Genomic DNA, 18,454 nt, shown 5'->3' with positions numbered 1-18,454 from the left:
AGAAGATTTTGATACGGCCAAGCTTTTCAGCGAAAAACACCTGCTGAAAGCTTGACCGGTAACAGAGTATCTACAGGGTCAGGGTTGTGCACGGGATTTGTGCAGCACATCAGACTCTACGGGTTCTCCATTCCCGGACCTCTATCCTCAACCGTCTCCTATACTGACCCGTCCAGCAGTTTCCCAACCCTTCACCGCGAGGAGAACGCACATGACCATTCGTATTGGCGACGAAGCACCGGATTTCACCGTCGAGAGCACCGAGGGCACGCTGCATTTCCATGAATGGATTGGCGATCAGTGGGCCATCCTGTTTTCCCACCCCAAGGACTTCACCCCGGTGTGCACCACTGAACTTGGCTACATGGCCGGGCTCAAGCCCGAGTTCGACAAGCGCAACACCAAGATCGTCGGGCTCAGCGTTGACCCGGTGGGTAACCATCAAAGCTGGGCCAAGGACATCGAGGAAACCCAGGGCCACGCGGTGAATTACCCCATGATCGGCGACGAGAACCTGGTGGTGGCCAAGCTCTACGACATGATCCACCCCAATGCCAGTGGCGGCGCGCGCACGGCCGTGGACAACGCCACCGTGCGCTCGGTGTTCATCATCGGCCCGGACAAGAAGATCAAGGCCATGCTGATCTACCCAATGAGCGCCGGGCGCAACTTCGATGAAGTGCTGCGACTGCTCGATGCCATCCAGCTCAATGCCAAACACACCGTGGCCACCCCGGTGAACTGGCGCCCGGGCGAGGACGTGATCATCCCGACTTCGGTTTCCGATGAAGACGCGAAGAAGAAGTACCCGGACGGTTTTAAAACGGTAAAACCCTATTTGCGCACAGTCGCGCAACCGAAATAGCTCTGTTGCCCATCCCGACTTCAATCGCGATGCCTCGTGCCCGCATCGCCTTGATCAGCTCGGCGCGGGTGCCGGGAAGACTGAGCAAGCGTTGGCGCTGTTGACCGGTGCACTGAGCCTGTTCGTCTGATCGCCTGATTCCCCCTGAAAACTGTTCACGCGGCCCTGCAAAGGGCGCGCGGATCAGCATCTGCCACTAACAATAATGAGGTTAATCGCCGTATGTCGGCACCCGGGAACCGCTATCTGCACCAGACGCCCAACCAGAAACAACCGTTGGAGTCTGGCCATGAACGACGATCGAAAGCAGCAAGCAATGGCGGCCTGGTACCAACTGCTCAAGGAGCCGTTGATTCGCATGGATTGTGAAGAGCAGTACGATGAGCTCCTCAAGGCCGCTGACGAGATGGAACGTACCGGTCTGATCAACAGCTATGAATGGCGTCAGCTGGTGCGCGAGGCCGGTGTGGCGTTTGCCCAGGCGACCGAGGGCATCGGTAACGGCACCTAGCTTTCGGGGTTCGCGATTTCCCCCTCGGCCTGCTGGGCAAACCACTCAAGGATCAGCCCACAGGCCGGATGCGTGCTCGCTGAGGGTTGCAGGATCAGCGCATACACGCCCGTTGTCTTCAGCGCCTTGCCGAAGGGAATCACCAACACGCCTCGATCTACCGACTCGCCCGCCAGGGTCAGGTCTGTCATCGCCACACCCAGCCCGCGTGCAGCCGCATCCAGTGCCAGTTCATCCAGGTTGAAAGGAATGTGCCGGTAGCGCTCCAGCGGTCCACCGCCGTTGGCTGCCAACCATTTTATCCAGTCATGCCGGTCCGAGGAGCGATGCAGCAGGGTGCAATGCACCAGGTCTTCAACTGCTCGCAGCGGGTCAGCCAGCCCCGGCGCGCAGACGGGCACTAGCGCTTCCTCGAACAGCGTCATGGACTGCGGATCATTCGAGGGTTGCGCCAGATAGAGGATGTAGGCGTCGCTGTCGACGGCTGGCTCCACCACTTCAGTTGCCACAGTCTCGATCGACAGCAAAACCTCGGGATGAGATCGGTAGAACTCGCTCAGCCTGGGCAGCAGCCAGCGCACCGCCAGGGATACGTGCATGCGGATGCGAAACGGACGCTCCCTGGGGGCCAGCCGTTCCTCCAGGGCTTTGAGTTGCTCAAGGATGCTGCGGGCACTGGTTAGCACCTGCTCGCCCTGGGGCGTGAGACTCAGGCTGCGACTGGTGCGCACGAACAACGCCACACCGAAGTGACTCTCCAGCTGCTGAATTTGCCGACTCACAGCGCTTTGAGTCAGGCACAGCCTTGATGCGGCCTGCGTAAAGCTGCCCGAGTCGGCGACTTCCACCAGCGCCTGCATTGCTTGCAGCGACGGCACGTGACGAAGCTTATCCATGCGTTTTCCGAATACTTCGATGATTTTATAACGTTGGTTTTATCACCGATGACGCTCTAAATTCCAGTCAAGGCCGAGTTTTCTCATGCGTTCAGCGCATGGGAAAGGGCAGTGCCCACGGCGGGACAACAGTGGATCGAGGTGATGCATGACCAATGAATGTGGCTGGATTGCGCAGGCGGGCAGCTCGCCCGTGCGCGGTTCCCTGAAGGGTACCGAGAAGGCTGACTGGCTGATTATCGGGGCTGGGATTACCGGGTTGAACGCCGCCCACACCCTCGCGCAGATGCACCCTCAGGCCCGCATCGTGATCGTTGATCGCCAGCGTGCGGCGCAAGGCGCTTCGGCGCGCAACTCAGGGTTTGCCGTGGCCCACGAACATCCGGGCACCGATGAGTTGTTGGGTAGCAAGGGTTTTGCCAATTATCAGGTGGACACCGAGATCTCCCGGGTTGCCAGCCTCGAAGTGCGCCAGCGTATCGCCCGGCATGGCATCGAATGCGATTTTCGCGACGATGGTTACTTTTTTGCGGTGAGCGATCCCGGCAAATTGACCCAGGTCGAGGACAAGCTGCAAACCCTGCGCGCGGTGGGTGCTTCGGCGCATTTTCTACAAGGCGAGGCGCTGTATCACAAGCTGGGCACCCGGCATTACCAGGCGGCTATCTGGTGCGGCAATGGCAACGCGTTGTTGCAGCCGGCGAAGTACGTCAAGGGCTTGCTGGATGCATTGCCCGCCAGCGTCACCCTCTACGAAAACACCGACATCACCGGTCTGGAGCGCCTGAGTCAGGGGCGCGTGCGCGCCAATGGCGTTGCCGGCCGAATTGAAGCGCAGCAGGTGCTGGTATGCCTGAATGCATTCATCTCGCGTTCGGGCATCGACGACAGCGCAACGTTTGCGATGGAGCTCAGCGCGAGCCTCACCCGGCAGCTGACTGACGCCGAGTACCAGGCAATCGGCGCGGTCGAGCCCTGGGGCGTGCTGTCCACCCGCCCGCTGGGCGCCACCGTGCGCTTGACCCCGGACCGCCGGGTGATGATCCGCAACACGGCGGAATACCGGTCGCGGGATTTGTCCGCCAGCGAGCTGCGAGTGCGCCGTGAACATCATGTGCTGGGTTTGCAGCGGCGTTTCCCATTCCTCGGCGCGCACGACATCCAGTACACCTGGACCGGACATTTGAGCGCATCGCGCAGCGGCCAGCCTTACTTCGCCAAGGTCGAGGAGGGGGTTTATGCGGTGGCCGGCTGCAATGGTTCCGGCGTGGCACGCGGCACTTTGTGGGGGCGGTTGCTGGCTGAAATGTCCTCTGGCGTCGATTCGCCAGTCCTGCAATCGGTGATGCGCCGAGCCCAACCCGGCTGGCTGCCACCCAAACCGTTGCTGGATATCGGTGCCATGCTGCGCATGCGTGTGGAGTCAGTCAGGGCCAGAACTGAAATCTAGAACATCCGTCGATCAACCAAGAACAACAACTCAGCACACACGGTGACAGAAAATGCGCATCAACAACCTTACCCTGGTGGTCATGCTCGCCTCGTTCCCGGCAGCCAGTTACGCGGATGAAGTGGTCAATATCTCCAACTGGAACGGCTACATTGCCGATGACACCCTGACTACTTTTACCAAGGAAACCGGGATCAAGGCCACCTACGACATTCATGACAGCAACGAGGTGCTGGAATCCAAGCTGATGACCGGCAACACAGGGTATGACGTGGTCAGCCCTTCAAACCATTTTCTCTCGCGCCTGATCAAGGCCGGCGCCGTGCAGAAGCTCGACAAGAGCCAGCTGCCGAACTGGAAAAACCTCGACCCGGTATTGCTGCACAAGCTTGAGGTCAACGACCCGGGCAACCAGTATGGCTACCCCTATATGTGGGGCACGGCAGGCATTGGCTACAACGTCGAGAAGATCAAGGCGATCTTTGGCAACACCGATATTACCCGTTCCTGGAAATTGTTCTTTGACGAAGAGAACATCAAGAAGCTCAGCCAGTGCGGCGTGGCGATCATCGATAACCCCACGCAGATCCTGCCGATCACCCTCAACTACCTGGGCCTGCCGCCCCACAGCCACGAGCCGGCGGACTACAAGAAGGCCGAGCAGGCGTTGCTGAAAATCCGCCCGTATGTGCAGTACTTCCATGCCTCCAAGTACATCAGCGACCTGGCCAACGGCAATGTCTGCGCAGTGATCGGCTTCAACGGCGACGTGGTACAGGCGGCGGCCAGTGCGAAGGAAGCCAACAATGGCATCAACATCGCCTATTCGATTCCTGATGAGGGCTCGACCCTGTGGTTTGACATGGTGGTGATGCCCAAGAGCGCACCGCACGAGAAGAACGGCTACGCCTACATGAACTACCTGCTTGATCCGCAGGTGATTGCCAATATCAGCAACAGCATCCACTACGCCAACCCCAATCTGGCGGCGGATCAATATGTGGTGCCGGCGGTGAAGCAGGACCTGGCGATCTATCCGCCAAAGACGGTGCTGGAGAAGCTGTTCACGGTCGAGGAGTTGCCAGCGGCGATTGCGCGGTTGAGTACGCGCTTGTGGACTCGATTGAAGACCAATACCTGAGGTTTCGATAGCCTGATCCCCTCCGCACGGGTCTGGCACTCCGGCCGACATCGCCTGACTTCGCTGTGGATGACCCGCTCGGACTGGAAACGCTAGGTGCCCGCCTGGCTGCGCGGAACCCTGATCGGCTTTCCGTTTGGCTCGATTCCGGCTGGCGGTGCGGAGATCCCGACTTTCCTGTCCTATTCCACGGAACGCAAACTGAGCAAATACCCCAAGGAGTTCTCGGCGAACAAAGGCGAGGGCGCCATTGAGGGCGTCGCCGGCCCCGAAGCGGCGAACAACGCCAGCGCCACCGGCTCGCTGGTGCCGCTGCTGACCCTGGGCATCCCCACTTCAGCCACTGCGGCGATACTGCTGGCAGCGTTCCAGAACTACAACCTGCAGCCGGGGCCGATGCTCTTTGAACCTCTGCGGACCTTGTGTGGACGCTGGTGGCTTCGCTGTACATCGGCAACGTGATTCTGCTGGTGTTGAACCTGCCGTTGGTGGGCCTGTGGGTCAAGCTGTTGCAGATCCCTTGGCCCTACCTCAATGCCGGCATCCTGGTGTTTGCCACGATCGGCGTGTACGGCATGCGCCATTCCTCGTTCGATCTGCTGTTGATGCTCGGGATCGGTTGGGGCGGGGTGTTGATGCGGCGATTCGATTTCCCTGTGGCCCCGGTGATCGTCGGCATGGTGCTGGGGCGCATGGCGGAAAAACAGCTGCGAAACGCCTTGTCGATCAGCGAGGGCGACTGGCTTATCTTCGTCACGCAACCGATATCGGCTGCGTTCCTGGCGTTGACGCTGCTGGTGCTGGTGGTCCCGCCGCTGCTGCTTGCCCGTGGCATCAAGCTGCATGAGGACGACTGAGCCGGCTTAAAAGGTGGGAGTGTATTTGACGCTGAACATCAGGTTGCGTGGATCGCCATAGTTGTTATTGCCATTGAGCTGGTTATACCCCGCCGTGATGTAGCTTTTGTCGAACAGGTTGTTGGCGTTCATCGCCAGGCCGATCTCCGGAGTCAGCTGATAGCCGACGCGGGCATTCCACACGGTGTAGCCCGGCACCTCGTAAGTGTGTTCGTAGCCCAGGGTATGACTTTGCGTGGTGAAGCCCAAGCCGGTGCTGAGGCGGTTGAAGTCGCCACTGAACTGGTAGTCGCTCCATACCCGCAGCATGTGCTTGGGCGTCCAGGTACTGAAGGTCTTGCCTTCATTGTCCGGGTCGTCGAGGTACTTGGTGGTGTTGTAGGTGTAGCCGGCGAACAGTTGCAGGCCATTGAGCACTTCACCGCTGATCTCGGCATCGAGCCCCTGGCTGCGGACTTTCCCCGAAGCAGTGGAGCAATACCAGCCGTCACAGGCGAACCCCGAGGCCACATCGTTGACCGCGCGGTTTTCCTGGTCGTAGCGGAATAGCGCCAGGGAGGTGTTGACCCTGCCATCCATCAGTTCGCCCTTGAGACCGATTTCGTAGTTGCTGCCAATCACCGGCTTGAGCACCGAGCCGCTGGTGGTGCGAGCGGTCTGTGGCTCGAAGACATCGGTGTAACTGGCGTACACCGCCCATTCGCGGTTCAGGTCGTAGACGATACCGGCGTAAGGCGTGACTTCACCGTTCTCGCTCATGGTGCTTGGCGCATTGGTAGTGGCGACATTGGCGAAGGCTCGCTGGTCCGCCGATTTGTAGCTGTAATCGTACCAGCTGACCCTGGAGCCGAGCACCAGGGTCAGCGGCTCAATCGGCTTGACCCGCCAGCTGCCGTAGAGGCCTTTTTGCCGAATGTCGTATTCGCTTATGGTCGCACGACCGCCGGCGGTATTGAGCAGTCCGTCGTAGCTGATCTCGGGACGATGGTGGTCAATACCGAAGATTGAGTCGGTGCTGTCGTTGAAGGTGCGTGCGAATTTGTCGTCAGAATGCAACTTCGAGTAATTGCTGCCGATCATCACCTCCTGGGCCATCGCCAAGGCGTCGAAGCGTCCGGTGAGATTCATGTCCAGGCCAATTTTGGTCGCATCGAAGTCCGTGACGAAATCGGCATATTGCACGCCGCTGCCATCGGCATTGATGCTGTCATCAATCGATTGCAGCCGCTGGTTCTTGGCGTCGTTGTTCTCGGTCATGTGCACGGCGCCGACCTTGAACGCCCAGTCATCATTGAAGCGGTGTTCAAGATCCGCATAGACCGTATTGACGTCAATTTGCGAGTGGTTCCAGGTCGAGCCGCCGAACGTGGAACGCGGCACGTTAATCATCGTGCCATCGGCGTAGCGCGGCAGGCCTCGGATCATGGGTCTCGACTCGGCATCTGTGCGACTGAATGCCAGGCCAAGGGTGGTGTCCTCGCGCAAGTCAAAGTCCAGAGCGCCGTACAGCGAGTGGGTTTTGCTCCATTCATAATCGGTGAACGAATGGCTGTCGTCCTCGTCGGCAACCAGGCGTCCACGTACCGTCCCGCTCTCATTCAGCGGGCCACCGGCATCCAGTTGCAGACCGTAACGGTCCCAGGAGCCGGCCTTGCCGGTGAGGGTCACGGTCGGTGCGTTCTGTCCGCGTTTGCGTACCAGGTTGATCGCACCGCCAGGGCTGCCGGTGCCTTGCAGCAAGCCCGATGCGCCGCGCAGCACTTCCAGGCGATCGAAGAAGATCAGGTCCTGGGTCGCCCAGTTGCCCAGGGCGTAGGTGTTGCGCGGGATCGGCACGCCGTCGTACTGCCAGTCATCTATCTGGAAGCCGCGGGAAGTGAGGATCATGCCTTTACCCACGCCTTGCACACCGACCAGGCCGGTGGTCTGGTTGGCGGCGTCCTTGAGGTCGGTCAGGCCCTGGTCGTCCATCTGTTTGCGAGTCATCACGGTGACCGACTGCGGAATTTCCTTGAGGGTGTGGGTTCCCTTGCCGATGGTCACGGCCCGCGCGGCATAGGAGCCGGAGCCTTCAGTCGTGGCCTCGACGCTGTTCTCAACGATGGTGGTCGCCCCCAGCTGCACTGCTGCGCTGCCATCGGCGCCAGGCTCGACGCTGAAGTTGCCTTGCCCGGTCACGCGCAATTGCAGGCCGCTGCCGGTCAGTGCCTGGTTCATCGCTTGTTCGGGGAGCATCTGGCCGACCACCGCAGGCGCCTGCTTGCCTTGTACCAGAGCGGGTTCAAGCGAGACGATGTGCCCGCTTTGGCTGGCAATCGCATTCAACGTGGCGGCCAAGGGGCCGGCCGGCAGGTTGAAGGTCAGGGGTTGCGCCTGGGCCAGGATGGGGCTGGCCAGGGTTGCCAGGGCAACAGCGACGGAAAGGGCGTGGGGCCACGGGTTGAACACAGCGTTCTCCTGATGATGTGAAAGTGTCAGGAGATAGGTGGGATGAGAAACGAAAACCGGACACGAATAAGAAGTATTTTCAAAAAAATTTTTCGCTTGGAGTTTTGCACCCCTCTTGCGGCGAGCGCCACAGGGTCACAGCTTCCAGTTCCATTCACGTGTTTCGTGCCCGGATCAACGTCAGCCACGGGCTGTAGCTGTCCACCTGGATCGGCAAGGTTTCTGCCAGCGCGGCGAGGGTCCGGGCCGGGTCGTCGAGGGGGAATACACCCTGGACCCGCAAGTGACGCACCTGCGGCGCAATCCGGATGAATCCGCGCTGGTACGGACGCAGGGCCTCGACCACTTGCTCGAGGGGTTCGTCGAGCACATTCAGGCGTCCGACCAGCCAGTCGGCGCGACCACGCTGGTCGCCGGCCGTTGGCGTGATGCGCCCAGTGGCCAGCAGGGCGGACTGGCCTTCCTGCAGATCCCGTGTGGTACCGTCCGGCAGTCGCAGCTGCACCGAATGCTGCAGCACAACGACCCGGGTGGCGTCCTGTTCCTGGGCCACCAGGAAACGTGTGCCCAGGGCCTGCACCTGCCCTTGAGCGGTGCGCACACGCAATGGACGTTGCGGATCGGGTGCCACCTGAATCACCAATTCGCCGTGACGCAGAACCACCAGGCGTTGCTGGTCGTAGAAGCGCAGGTCCACCGCGCTGTTGGCGTTGAGGTTCAGGCGGCTGCCATCTGCGAGGTTGTACCCCTGACGCTGACCGCGCCCGGTGCTCAGGTCGGCCAGTAAGGAATCCCCCAGCGGACTGCGGGCGCAGAGCCACAGACCGCCGCCCAGCAGACCCAGCCCGGCAATGACCCGCAGAGCATCCCGTCGAGAGCCTTGGGGTTGCAGCAGGATCTGCCGCGCTTCACCGGCCTGGCCCGGCACTCGGCGATCCAGGGCGCGCACGGTGTTGAACGATGCCCCGAGTCGCTCCTGCAGATTCGTCCAGGCCTGCAGGTGCGCCGGGTCCATCGCCAACCAGGCATTGAAGCGCGTTTGCAATGCGGCATCCGGGGTGCCGGCGCGAAGCTTGACCATCCAGTCTATGGCTTGCTCGCTGACCGGGTCCAGGCGCAGCTTGCTCATGGCGTGATCTCGCTCAGGTAGCACTGACGCAGGGCCTGCTTCATGTAGCGGCTGACGGTGCGCTCCGATAATCCCAGTTTCTGCGCGATGGCCACGTAGCTCAGCCCGTCGAGCTGGCTATAAAGGAAAGTCGCCTTGACGATCGACGGCAAGCCATCGATGGCCTTGTCGATGGCGACCAATGCTTCAATCAGCAGCATCTGCTCTTCAGGGGAGGGCGCCAGTGCTTCCGGCAGCAATGACAGGCGTTCCAGATAGGCCAGTTCCAGTTTGCGCCGACGGTGGCGGTCAAAGATCAGCCGACGGGCGATGGTCGACAGGTAGGCGCGTGGTTGTTCGATGCTGTCCGGGTCGACCCGAGCCGCCAGCAGCTGGCAGAACGTATCGGCGGCAGTGTCCTCGGCATCCGCATGATTGCGCATTCGCTGCTGGATATGCTGCAGCAACCAGCGGTGATGGTCGCTGAAAAAGAAGCCCAGCTTGCGGGTCGAGGAGGGTTGCACCGGTCGGCTTTCCAGATGTGAGTGAGAATCGCTCTCAATATTACCTGCGAGATGATGGCCACTGCAATCACTCGATAGTGGCGTTGGTCGCGACGAAGATGCAACGAATGGCGCCCCAGGCCCTCATATGAAAACGAGCGGTGCTATTGGAGTGCAATGGCCGACTGCGATTTCGATTCTCGAACACAGGTGATTGTTATATGACGGCAGCGGAAAATAACCATGTGGCCTGGCTGGTTCAACAATCAATGCTGCACGCCGCCCGCCAGCGGGCCAAGCTCTACTCGGGGCAGGGCCGCCTGTGGCAACAGCCGTTTGCCCATACCCGCCCGCGAGATGCTTCGGCGTTGTCTTCAGTGTGGTTCACCGCGTATCCGGCATCCATCGTCACCCGCGAAGACGGCACTGTGCTTGAGGCACTGGGCGATGAAACCCTGTGGCATGCGCTGTCGAAAATCGGTATCCAGGGTATTCACAATGGGCCGCTGAAAATGTCCGGTGGTTTGCGCGGCACGGTCCAGACGCCAACCATCGACGGTAACTTCGACCGCATCAGTTTCGAGATCGACCCGCAACTGGGCACCGAGGCGCAGTTGCAAGCGCTGACCCGCATGGCCGCCGCGCATAACGCGGTGATCATCGACGATGTGATTCCTTCGCACACCGGCAAGGGCGCGGATTTTCGCCTGGCCGAGATGGCGTACGAGGATTACCCGGGTCTCTACCACATGGTCGAGATCCGCGAAGAAGACTGGCCCCTGCTACCGGAGATCGAGGAAGGTCGCGACGCGCACAACCTCAGCCCGCAGCAGGTTGATGTGTTGCGGGACAAGCATTACATCGTCGGCCAGTTGCAGCGGGTGATTTTCTTCGAGCCAGGGGTCAAGGAGACCGACTGGAGCGCCACACCGGTAGTCGTCGGCGTCGACGGCAAACCGCGCCGCTGGGTGTACCTGCATTACTTCAAGGAAGGCCAGCCGTCATTGAACTGGCTGGACCCGACCTTCGCTGCGCAGCAGATGATCATCGGCGACGCCCTGCACGCTATCGACGTGATGGGCGCAAAGATCCTGCGCCTGGACGCCAATGGCTTTCTCGGCGTGGAGCGCAAGCTCGATGGCACCGCCTGGTCGGAGAGTCACCCGCTGTCGATCACCGGCAACCAGCTGTTGGCCGGGGCGATCCGCAAGGCCGGCGGGTTCAGTTTCCAGGAGTTGAACCTCACCGTGGATGACATCGCCGCCATGTCCCACGGCGGCGCGGACCTGTCCTACGACTTCATCACCCGCCCGGCCTACCAGCATGCCTTGCTGATGGGGGATACCGAATTCCTGCGCCTGATGCTGCGTCAGATGCACACCCTGGGCATCGACCCCGGCTCGCTGATCCACGCGTTGCAAAACCACGACGAGCTGACCCTGGAGCTGGTGCACTTCTGGACGCTGCACGCCCATGATACCTACCTGTATCAAGGCCAGACCTTCCCCGGCAATATCCTGCGCGAGCACATCCGCGAACAGATGTACGAACGCCTGGCCGGCGAACATGCACCCTATAACCTTAAATTCGTCACCAACGGCGTGTCGTGCACTACGGCGAGCATCATCACGGCGGCATTGGGGATTCGTGATCTTGACGCGATCACTGCGGCAGATATCGCGCAGATCCGTCAGGTGCACCTGCTGCTGGTGATGTACAACGCGATGCAGCCAGGGGTGTTTGCCTTGTCTGGCTGGGATCTGGTGGGCGCCTTGCCACTGCCCGCGGAACAGGTCGAGCACTTGATGCTCGATGGCGATACCCGCTGGATCCATCGGGGGGCCTACGACCTGGTCGATCTGAACCCTGATGCGCCCCTGTCCGCGGGACAGATGCCGCGGCCGAAGACGCTTTATGGCAGCTTGCCGACGCAGCTAAACGACCCTGACTCCTTCGCGTCCCAGCTGCAGAAAATCCTCGCCGCGCGCCGCGCCTATGACATCGCCGCCAGCCGCCAGATCCTGGTGCCGGATGTGCAGCACCCTGGGCTGTTGGTCATGGTGCATGAGTTGCCCGCCGGCAAAGGCACGCAAATCACTGCGCTGAATTTCGGCTCGACGCCGATCACCGAAACCCTGCACCTGCCCAACATCGCGCCGGGCCCGGTGGTCGACATCATTAATGAACGAGTGGAAGGCGACCTCACGGCCGAGGGTGAATTCACCATCACCCTGGATGCCTATGAGGGCCTGGCGCTGCGGGTGGTCAGCACTTCGCCTATGAATTAACGCTGCACAAAAGTCTTCGTAGGAGCCGGCTTGCCGGCGATTCGATGGTGCATTTGATGCCGCCATCGCTGGCAAGCCAAGCTCCTGCAGGGGCGGCTTGCAGCCACCAGCATCTACCGAAAAAACTCCCCCGGCGTTTCGCCAAACTGTTGCCGAAACGCCGCAATGAATGCCGAGGTCGATTCGTAACCGCAGGCCAGCGCCACATCGGTCACTCGTTCTCCCTGTTCCAGCGGGGTGAGCGCGCCCAGCAGGCGCAGACGCTGGCGCCAGGCGCGGAAGGTCAGGCCGGTATCGCGCAGGAAGAGGCGGCTCAGGGTCTTTTCCGTCACGCCGAATTTCTGGCTCCAGTGAGCCAGGGTTGTCTGCTGTTCCGGATGGGCCTGCAGGCTCTGGTAGATCTGCCGCAAACGCAGATCCTGAGGCAGTGGCAGCATCAAGTCGATCGTCGGCGCCTCGGCGAGCTGGTCCAGCAATACCTGAGTCAGCCGCCCATGGGCGCCGTGCTGCTCATACTCTATGGGGATTTTACTGAACGCCCTGATCAACTCGCGCAGCAGATCACTGACCCCCAGCACATGGCAACGCGGCGGTGCCCATTGCGTCACGCTGCAATCCAGGTACAGGCTGCGCATTTCCGTGCGCGGCGAGCTGAACACCCGATGCGGCATACCAGCCGGTATCCATACCGCCCGTTCGGGTGGCGCTACGAAGCGGCCCACACTGGTCTGCACCTCCAGCACGCCCTGAATCGCGTACGACAACTGCACCCATGGGTGACTGTGGCGGCGGGTTAACGCGCGATTGGGCAGTGATTCGGTACGACCGTAGACCGGTCTGGGCAGGCTGGGAAGCCCCGGTACACTGCGCCTTACGCTTTTTTCATGTCCTTTAGGCGGCATCAGCTGACTCATCGGCGTTAGTCGGTAATCAGCAGGCACGTTAGAGTCGGTGCCACGTACTTGGCAACCCCCGGATGATGATCTGATGACTCGCCCTCGTTTCCTGCCCGACAATTTCACCCTGACCCTGGTTGGCGTGGTCGTTATCGCCAGCGTGCTGCCTGCCAGCGGTCAGGTCGCCGTGGGCTTCGGCTGGTTGACCAACATCGCCATTGCGCTGCTGTTTTTCCTGCACGGTGCCAAACTTTCCCGTGACTCGATCATTGCCGGCGCCGGTCACTGGCGCCTGCACCTCTTGGTATTTGGCCTGACCTTCGTGCTGTTCCCGCTGCTGGGGCTGGCGCTCAAACCGCTGTTGACGCCACTGATTGGCGACGAGCTGTACATGGGCATGCTGTACCTCTGTGCGTTACCCGCGACCGTACAATCGGCGATCGCCTTCACGTCCCTGGCCCGGGGCAATATCCCGGCGGCCATTTGCAGCGCGGCGGCGTCCAGCCTGTTCGGGATTTTCCTGACGCCGTTGCTGGTGACCTTGCTGCTGGACGTGCACGGCGACGGCGGGTCAACCCTCGATGCGATCATGAAGATCAGCGTGCAATTGCTGCTGCCGTTCATTGCCGGGCAGATCGCCCGACGCTGGATAGGGGCGTGGGTGGGACGCAACAAGAGCTGGCTCAAATTCGTCGACCAGGGCTCGATCCTGCTGGTGGTCTACGGTGCTTTCAGCGAGGCGGTGAACGAGGGCATCTGGCAGCTGATTCCGGTATGGGAGCTGGCGGGCCTGGTACTGGTGTGCTGCATCTTCCTGGCGCTGGTGCTGGCATCTGCCACGGTGCTGGGCAAGGTGTTCGGTTTCAACCAGGAAGACCGTATCACCATCCTGTTCTGTGGCTCGAAGAAGAGCCTGGCCACCGGGGTGCCGATGGCACAAGTGCTCTTCGCCGGCAGCACCATCGGTGTGCTGATCCTGCCGCTGATGCTGTTCCATCAAATTCAGCTGATGGTCTGTGCAGTGCTGGCGCAGCGTTATGCCAAGCGCCAGGAGAGCGTCGCCGAATTGATGGAGCAGGTGGACCCCTGATGTGGCAGTAGGATTCGCATTCAACGGCAGGCAATTTTGCAGGCAGGTTTTATCTTCACAAGGTTCTAGCGCCAGAGCGAATCAATCTAATCGAGCAGTTTGAAAATCGAGGGTTTTTGCTATCCTGAAGGTGTAGGTGAAGACGCAGACTGATGCGCAAGCGGATAGCGAGGAGACGCGGGGCAGCGTTCCGAAGGGTACACGGTTAGAAAGATCTCCGCGCTGAGATCCAGCCCTGATGCCGTGTGAAGCACTAGTGCAGTACATACAAAGCGCTTGTGTGGGAGTCCTGATAAACCTTGTAAGCCGGAGACCAGCACTGGCCACCTACTCGAAATCTGAAGCCCGCTTAGAGCGGGCTTTTTCGTATAGCCTATAAAACCCTTCGACGTCCATTTGCGGACAAGTATTTTGGCCATTTCGATCCCCTTTTGGCCAATCGCCCACTGTGAACCGACCCTGCTGTCAGCAAGAATCGGTGGCAGTCGCCACGACGATCAGATTCCTGCTGCTCCTTGCCTTTGGCTATTTTTCAAGCCTGCTGCCGTGTACAGAACATAAAAACCATCGTACTGACGTCACACTTGGGGAAATCAATGCAAACGATGAAACGCATTCTCGGTGCAGGCCTGTGCGGGCTGACACTGCTGGCCGCCGCAGTACACGCCGAACAGCGCGAACTGAGAGTTTATAACTGGGCAGACTACATCCTGCCATCGGTGCCCAAGGACTTCGCCAAGGACACTGGCATCAAGGTGACCTGGGACACCTTCGACACCAACGAGTCACTGGAAGCCAAGCTGTTGACCGGTAACTCCGGCTACGATCTGGTGGTGCCGTCGAACCAGTTCATCGAAACCCAGATCAAGGCTGGCGTGTTCCAGAAACTCGATAAATCCAAGTTGCCGAACTGGAGCCATCAGGACCCGGAACTGCTCAAGCTGCTGAACAAGAACGATCCCGGCAATCTCTACGGCGTGCCCTATATGTACGGCACCGTGCTGATTGGCTTCAACCCGGCCAAGGTCAAGGCGGCACTTGGCGAGAATGCCCCGGTGGACAGCTGGGACCTGGTGTTCAAGCCCGAGAACATGGAGAAGCTCAAGGCCTGTGGCGTGGCCATGCTCGACTCACCTTCGGAAATCCTGCCGCTGGCCCTGCATTACCTTGGCCTGGATCCCAACAGCCAGAATCCCGATGACTACGAAAAAGCCAAGGCGTTGATGATGAAAATCCGCCCGTATGTCACCTACTTCAACTCCGCCAAATACATGACCGACATTGCCAACGGTGACATCTGCGTCGCCATTGGTTACTCCGGCAGCTTTTATCAATTCGGCAACCGCGCCAAGGAAGCGGGTAATGGCGTAGTAGTGGACTGGCGCCTTCCCAAGGAAGGCGCGCCGATCTGGTTCGATACCTTCGCCATTCCCAAAAGTGCGAAGAACGTCGAGGAGGCCCACGAGTTCCTCAATACCCTGCTGGACCCTAAAGTCATCGCCCCGATCAGTGATTTCCTCGGGTACCCCAACGCCAACAAGGATTCGATCGCGCTGATCAACAAGGACATTACCGGCAACCCGAACCTGACCCCGACCAGCGAAGCCCTGAAAACCCTTTACGTCGTGCAACCGCTGCCACAGAAACTTGAGCGGGTGCGTACTCGGGTGTGGACCAGTATCAAGTCCGACAAATAACCGCTCGCTCCACACCGTCGGCAAAACGACGGTGTGTGCGCAGCTTCGCTGGCCAGAGCGACAGCTATGTGCTGCCCAGGCCTGAATCGAGCAGCTCGCGCACCCGATGGCTCAGATCATTGAGGCTGAACGGCTTGGGCAATACCTGGGTAGACGCATCCATCGAGACCAGGCGCGAACCTGCGGCAAAACCGGTAATGAACAGCACATTGAGCGACGGGTATCGCCCCCTGAATTCCGCAGCCAGGCTGACTCCGTTCATCACGCCGGGCAAGCCGATATCCGTCAGCAACAGGTCCAGATGGTCGAGTTTTTCCGCCTGCTTGATGGCAGACACGCTGTCCACGGCTTCGATCACGCGATAGCCCATCTCGCTCAGAAACTCCGATACCATCTGCCGAATGGCTTTTTCGTCGTCCACCAGCAGGATGACTTCGTTGTGGGCTGCGGGCAGCGTGGAATGCGCTTCACCGGCTTTTTTTCGGCTATGCCCCGGCTGCGAATGGTCTACCGGGAAGTACATGGTGACGGTCGTACCTACACCGAGGCTGCTGTGGACTTTGATCTGGCCTCCGGATTGCTGGGTGAAGCCATAGATCATCGACAGGCCCAGGCCTGTGCCTTCACCTATTTTCTTGGTGGTGAAGAAAGGGTCGAAGATGCGCGAGAGGATATCCGGGCTGATACCGGTGCCCGAGTCGGTGACCGAAATGCTGACATAGGTACCCTGGGGCATGTTCCTGTCAAAGGACGCTGGCGCATCAATAGTGCAGCGATCAACCATCAAGCTCAGAGTGCCGCCGTCGGGCATCGCATCCCGCGCATTGATGGCGAGGTTGAGCAGCGCATTTTCCAGCTGGTTGAGGTCGCAGCGGATGCGGTCGCTCGCTCTGAACGAGCACTCGACGACAATGCTGGGCCCCACCGAACGCCTGATCATTTCTTCCAGGCCCGCGACGACGGTGCGCGGTTCGAGCAGCTCGGGCTCCAGTGATTGTTGTCTGGAAAACGCCAGCAGCCGCTGAGTCAGGGCGGCCGCCCTGGAGGCGGAAGTCATGGCGACTGAGTTGTAGCGGGTGAGCTGATTGTGCTGCCCGGCGTCGATGCGTCGCTGCATCAACTCAAGGCTGCCAATGATCCCGGCCAACAAGTTGTTGAAGTCGTGGGCGATGCCGCCAGTCAGCTGGCCGACTGCTTCCATTTTCTGACTTTGCCGAAGCTTGGATTCTGCCCTGGCCCGCTCTTGCTGTTCGGCCTCAAGCTGCGCGGTGCGCTGGGCGATTCGGTCTTCCAGCAAATCGTTCCAGTCGCGCAACGCTGACTCAAGTTGCACCCGGTCATCGACGTTCTCCAGGGTGCCATACCATTGCTCGCTGTGCCCGCCAGCGTCGAGGCTGCACAATGCGCGCACCCTGAACCAGGGTAGCTCGCCATCGTGCTTGCGCAATCGGACGTGCAGATCGAAGGGTTCCAGGGTCGCCAGCGAATGATCCCAGCCTTGCGCCAGGGATTGGCGATCGTCAGGGTGGGCGGCTTGGGTCCACTCGCGACCCAGCGTTTGCGCCGGGTTCAGCCCGGTGTATTCGTGCCAGCGCTGATCGATGGAAATCAGCGCGCCTTGACTGTCGGCGCTCCAGGGCCACAACGGATTGAGCTCTGCGGCGATCCGGTAGTGCTTCTCGCTTTCGCGCAGTTTTCCTTCGGTGGAGCGCATGACCTGCAAGGCGTTGAAGCGTTTAAGGACCGCCCCCAGCAGATTGCTGTAGACCCGCAGGAAATCAATATCACTGTCGGTAAATTCGCGAGGGCAGCGGCTGTCGACTTCGAAAATCCCGAAGGGACGCTGATCGGTGGCCCCGTGTACCAGCACGTTGACGAACGCTTGCACGCCATTCCTGGTCTGGAAGTCGTGGTAGCGGAAGCGAGTTTCGGTGGCGACATTCACCGAGATCACCGGTAGATCAGTGTCCAGGGAGTAACGCTCCGGGCTGCCTTCACAGGCTTGCACCTGGACCTTGCCCACGACATCCGGCGTCCAGCCAATCCCGTTGCGCACCAGGAACGTGATGCCGTCTTCGCGCAACAACATGAACTTGGCCAGATTGGTTTCCAGCGCCTCACCCACCAGGCGACAGGCCTCGTCGAGGATGTGCTCAAGATCATCCGACACCAGGGCCAGCTCGCCAAATTCGGCAAGCACCTTGCGCTGGCGCAGTAGTGTGTCCTCGATGTCCATGGGTTTACCCGATCTGATTTTAATATCCGAGGGGTAGGGCGGCGGGTAGGTTCAACCGGTTTGATCGAAGGCTCGGGGTTTGCTCCCACAGCAAGGCAGCGGCCGAATCTACAGCCAGGTATCTGCCAGACGCCGGTCCAGCTCCTCCAGATCCGCCATGCCCAATACACGCGTGGTGTTCAGGCCGCGCAGGTAGCCGCGTAGCTGATTGGCAGTGTCCCGGGCCAGCTCCGGGCTCGGCGCGGGGTCGCTCAATAGCACGCTTTCGTACTGCACCAGATATTCGGCCACCCGTTCACGGTACTGGGGCAAGACGGCGTCGCGGATAAAGTCAAAAGTTCTCAAGTAGAGACCCTCATCGATCTTGTTAGATGGCGTGCCTGCCGGGACGGCGGGCAACTATTGCTAGAAGTAATAGTGAACATCACCAAAGGCAAGTTCTACTTTGCTGACAATACCCGGAAAATC

Annotated in this window: 14 protein-coding genes and 1 pseudogene; 8 read left to right on the top strand and 7 right to left on the bottom strand. The window is 60.2% G+C overall.

Translation table 11 applies throughout. The features are described 5' to 3' along the window. Positions 1-211: 211 nt before the first annotated feature. Together AAEZ09_RS24745 and AAEZ09_RS24740 are read left to right on the top strand one after the other, a co-directional pair. Positions 212-865 (top strand): peroxiredoxin, encoded by a 654-nt coding sequence (locus AAEZ09_RS24745; protein ID WP_045059024.1) that lies wholly within the window; start codon positions 212-214, stop codon positions 863-865. 289 nt (positions 866-1,154) lie between these two features. Continuing rightward, positions 1,155-1,376, top strand: a complete 222-nt coding sequence (locus AAEZ09_RS24740) for a hypothetical protein (RefSeq protein WP_045059026.1) — start codon at positions 1,155-1,157, stop codon at positions 1,374-1,376. Here AAEZ09_RS24740 and AAEZ09_RS24735 read toward each other — a convergent pair. Further along, positions 1,373-2,272, bottom strand: coding sequence for a LysR family transcriptional regulator (locus AAEZ09_RS24735; RefSeq protein ID WP_045059027.1), 900 nt, complete (start codon positions 2,270-2,272; stop codon positions 1,373-1,375). The genes AAEZ09_RS24740 and AAEZ09_RS24735 overlap by 4 nt on opposite strands. A 148-nt stretch (positions 2,273-2,420) precedes the next feature. On the opposite strand from AAEZ09_RS24735, the gene AAEZ09_RS24730 reads away from it, so the two are divergent. The 3 genes and pseudogenes from AAEZ09_RS24730 to AAEZ09_RS24720 form a co-directional block, all read left to right on the top strand. Beyond that, positions 2,421-3,722: an NAD(P)/FAD-dependent oxidoreductase gene (locus tag AAEZ09_RS24730; RefSeq protein ID WP_350601157.1), complete on the top strand. Its 1,302-nt coding sequence runs from the start codon at positions 2,421-2,423 to the stop codon at positions 3,720-3,722. Positions 3,723-3,774: 52 nt separating this feature from the next. Continuing rightward, positions 3,775-4,863, top strand: a complete 1,089-nt coding sequence (locus AAEZ09_RS24725; RefSeq protein ID WP_350601155.1) for a polyamine ABC transporter substrate-binding protein — start codon at positions 3,775-3,777, stop codon at positions 4,861-4,863. Positions 4,864-4,905: 42 nt separating this feature from the next. Then, positions 4,906-5,720, top strand: a pseudogene (locus AAEZ09_RS24720) (tripartite tricarboxylate transporter permease); the annotation flags it as partial. Between the two features lie 6 nt (positions 5,721-5,726). Here the strand turns inward: AAEZ09_RS24720 and AAEZ09_RS24715 are convergent. From AAEZ09_RS24715 to AAEZ09_RS24705, 3 genes are all read right to left on the bottom strand, one after another. Beyond that, entirely contained in the window at positions 5,727-8,168 is a 2,442-nt protein-coding gene (locus tag AAEZ09_RS24715) for a TonB-dependent siderophore receptor (RefSeq protein ID WP_350601154.1), read from the bottom strand. A 154-nt stretch (positions 8,169-8,322) separates the two neighbouring features. Then, the gene (locus AAEZ09_RS24710) at positions 8,323-9,297 is read right to left on the bottom strand and encodes a FecR domain-containing protein (protein ID WP_350601153.1); all 975 of its coding nucleotides are present in this window, start codon (positions 9,295-9,297) and stop codon (positions 8,323-8,325) included. Beyond that, a complete protein-coding gene (locus AAEZ09_RS24705) occupies positions 9,294-9,800 on the bottom strand; it encodes a sigma-70 family RNA polymerase sigma factor (protein ID WP_045059032.1) in 507 nt (168 codons plus the stop codon). Before AAEZ09_RS24705 ends, AAEZ09_RS24710 begins: the two co-directional genes overlap by 4 nt. A gap of 200 nt (positions 9,801-10,000) precedes the next feature. Here AAEZ09_RS24705 and treS point away from each other — a divergent pair, with 200 nt between their 5' ends. Beyond that, entirely contained in the window at positions 10,001-12,067 is a 2,067-nt protein-coding gene (gene treS, locus AAEZ09_RS24700; RefSeq protein ID WP_205892251.1) for a maltose alpha-D-glucosyltransferase, read from the top strand. A gap of 113 nt (positions 12,068-12,180) precedes the next feature. On the opposite strand, the gene AAEZ09_RS24695 is transcribed toward treS, so the two are convergent. Continuing rightward, the gene (locus AAEZ09_RS24695) at positions 12,181-12,969 is read right to left on the bottom strand and encodes an AraC family transcriptional regulator (RefSeq protein WP_045059034.1); all 789 of its coding nucleotides are present in this window, start codon (positions 12,967-12,969) and stop codon (positions 12,181-12,183) included. An 85-nt stretch (positions 12,970-13,054) separates the two neighbouring features. Between AAEZ09_RS24695 and AAEZ09_RS24690 the strand changes: the two genes are divergently transcribed. Both AAEZ09_RS24690 and AAEZ09_RS24685 read left to right on the top strand, forming a co-directional pair. Then, entirely contained in the window at positions 13,055-14,053 is a 999-nt protein-coding gene (locus AAEZ09_RS24690; protein WP_350601151.1) for a bile acid:sodium symporter family protein, read from the top strand. Positions 14,054-14,649: 596 nt separating this feature from the next. Then, positions 14,650-15,750: a polyamine ABC transporter substrate-binding protein gene (locus AAEZ09_RS24685; protein ID WP_045059036.1), complete on the top strand. Its 1,101-nt coding sequence runs from the start codon at positions 14,650-14,652 to the stop codon at positions 15,748-15,750. A gap of 64 nt (positions 15,751-15,814) precedes the next feature. Here the strand turns inward: AAEZ09_RS24685 and AAEZ09_RS24680 are convergent, their stop codons facing one another. Next, positions 15,815-17,986, bottom strand: a complete 2,172-nt coding sequence (locus tag AAEZ09_RS24680; protein WP_350601150.1) for an ATP-binding protein — start codon at positions 17,984-17,986, stop codon at positions 15,815-15,817. Positions 17,987-18,094: 108 nt separating this feature from the next. After that, positions 18,095-18,331: a hypothetical protein gene (locus AAEZ09_RS24675; RefSeq protein ID WP_045059038.1), complete on the bottom strand. Its 237-nt coding sequence runs from the start codon at positions 18,329-18,331 to the stop codon at positions 18,095-18,097. Positions 18,332-18,454 lie beyond the last annotated feature (123 nt).

The organism is Pseudomonas sp. 65/3-MNA-CIBAN-0223, assembly GCF_040310425.1.
Lineage (GTDB): Bacteria > Pseudomonadota > Gammaproteobacteria > Pseudomonadales > Pseudomonadaceae > Aquipseudomonas > Aquipseudomonas gregormendelii.
Note: the sequence above shows the minus strand (reverse complement) of the source record. Positions and strands in the feature narration are given on the sequence as shown.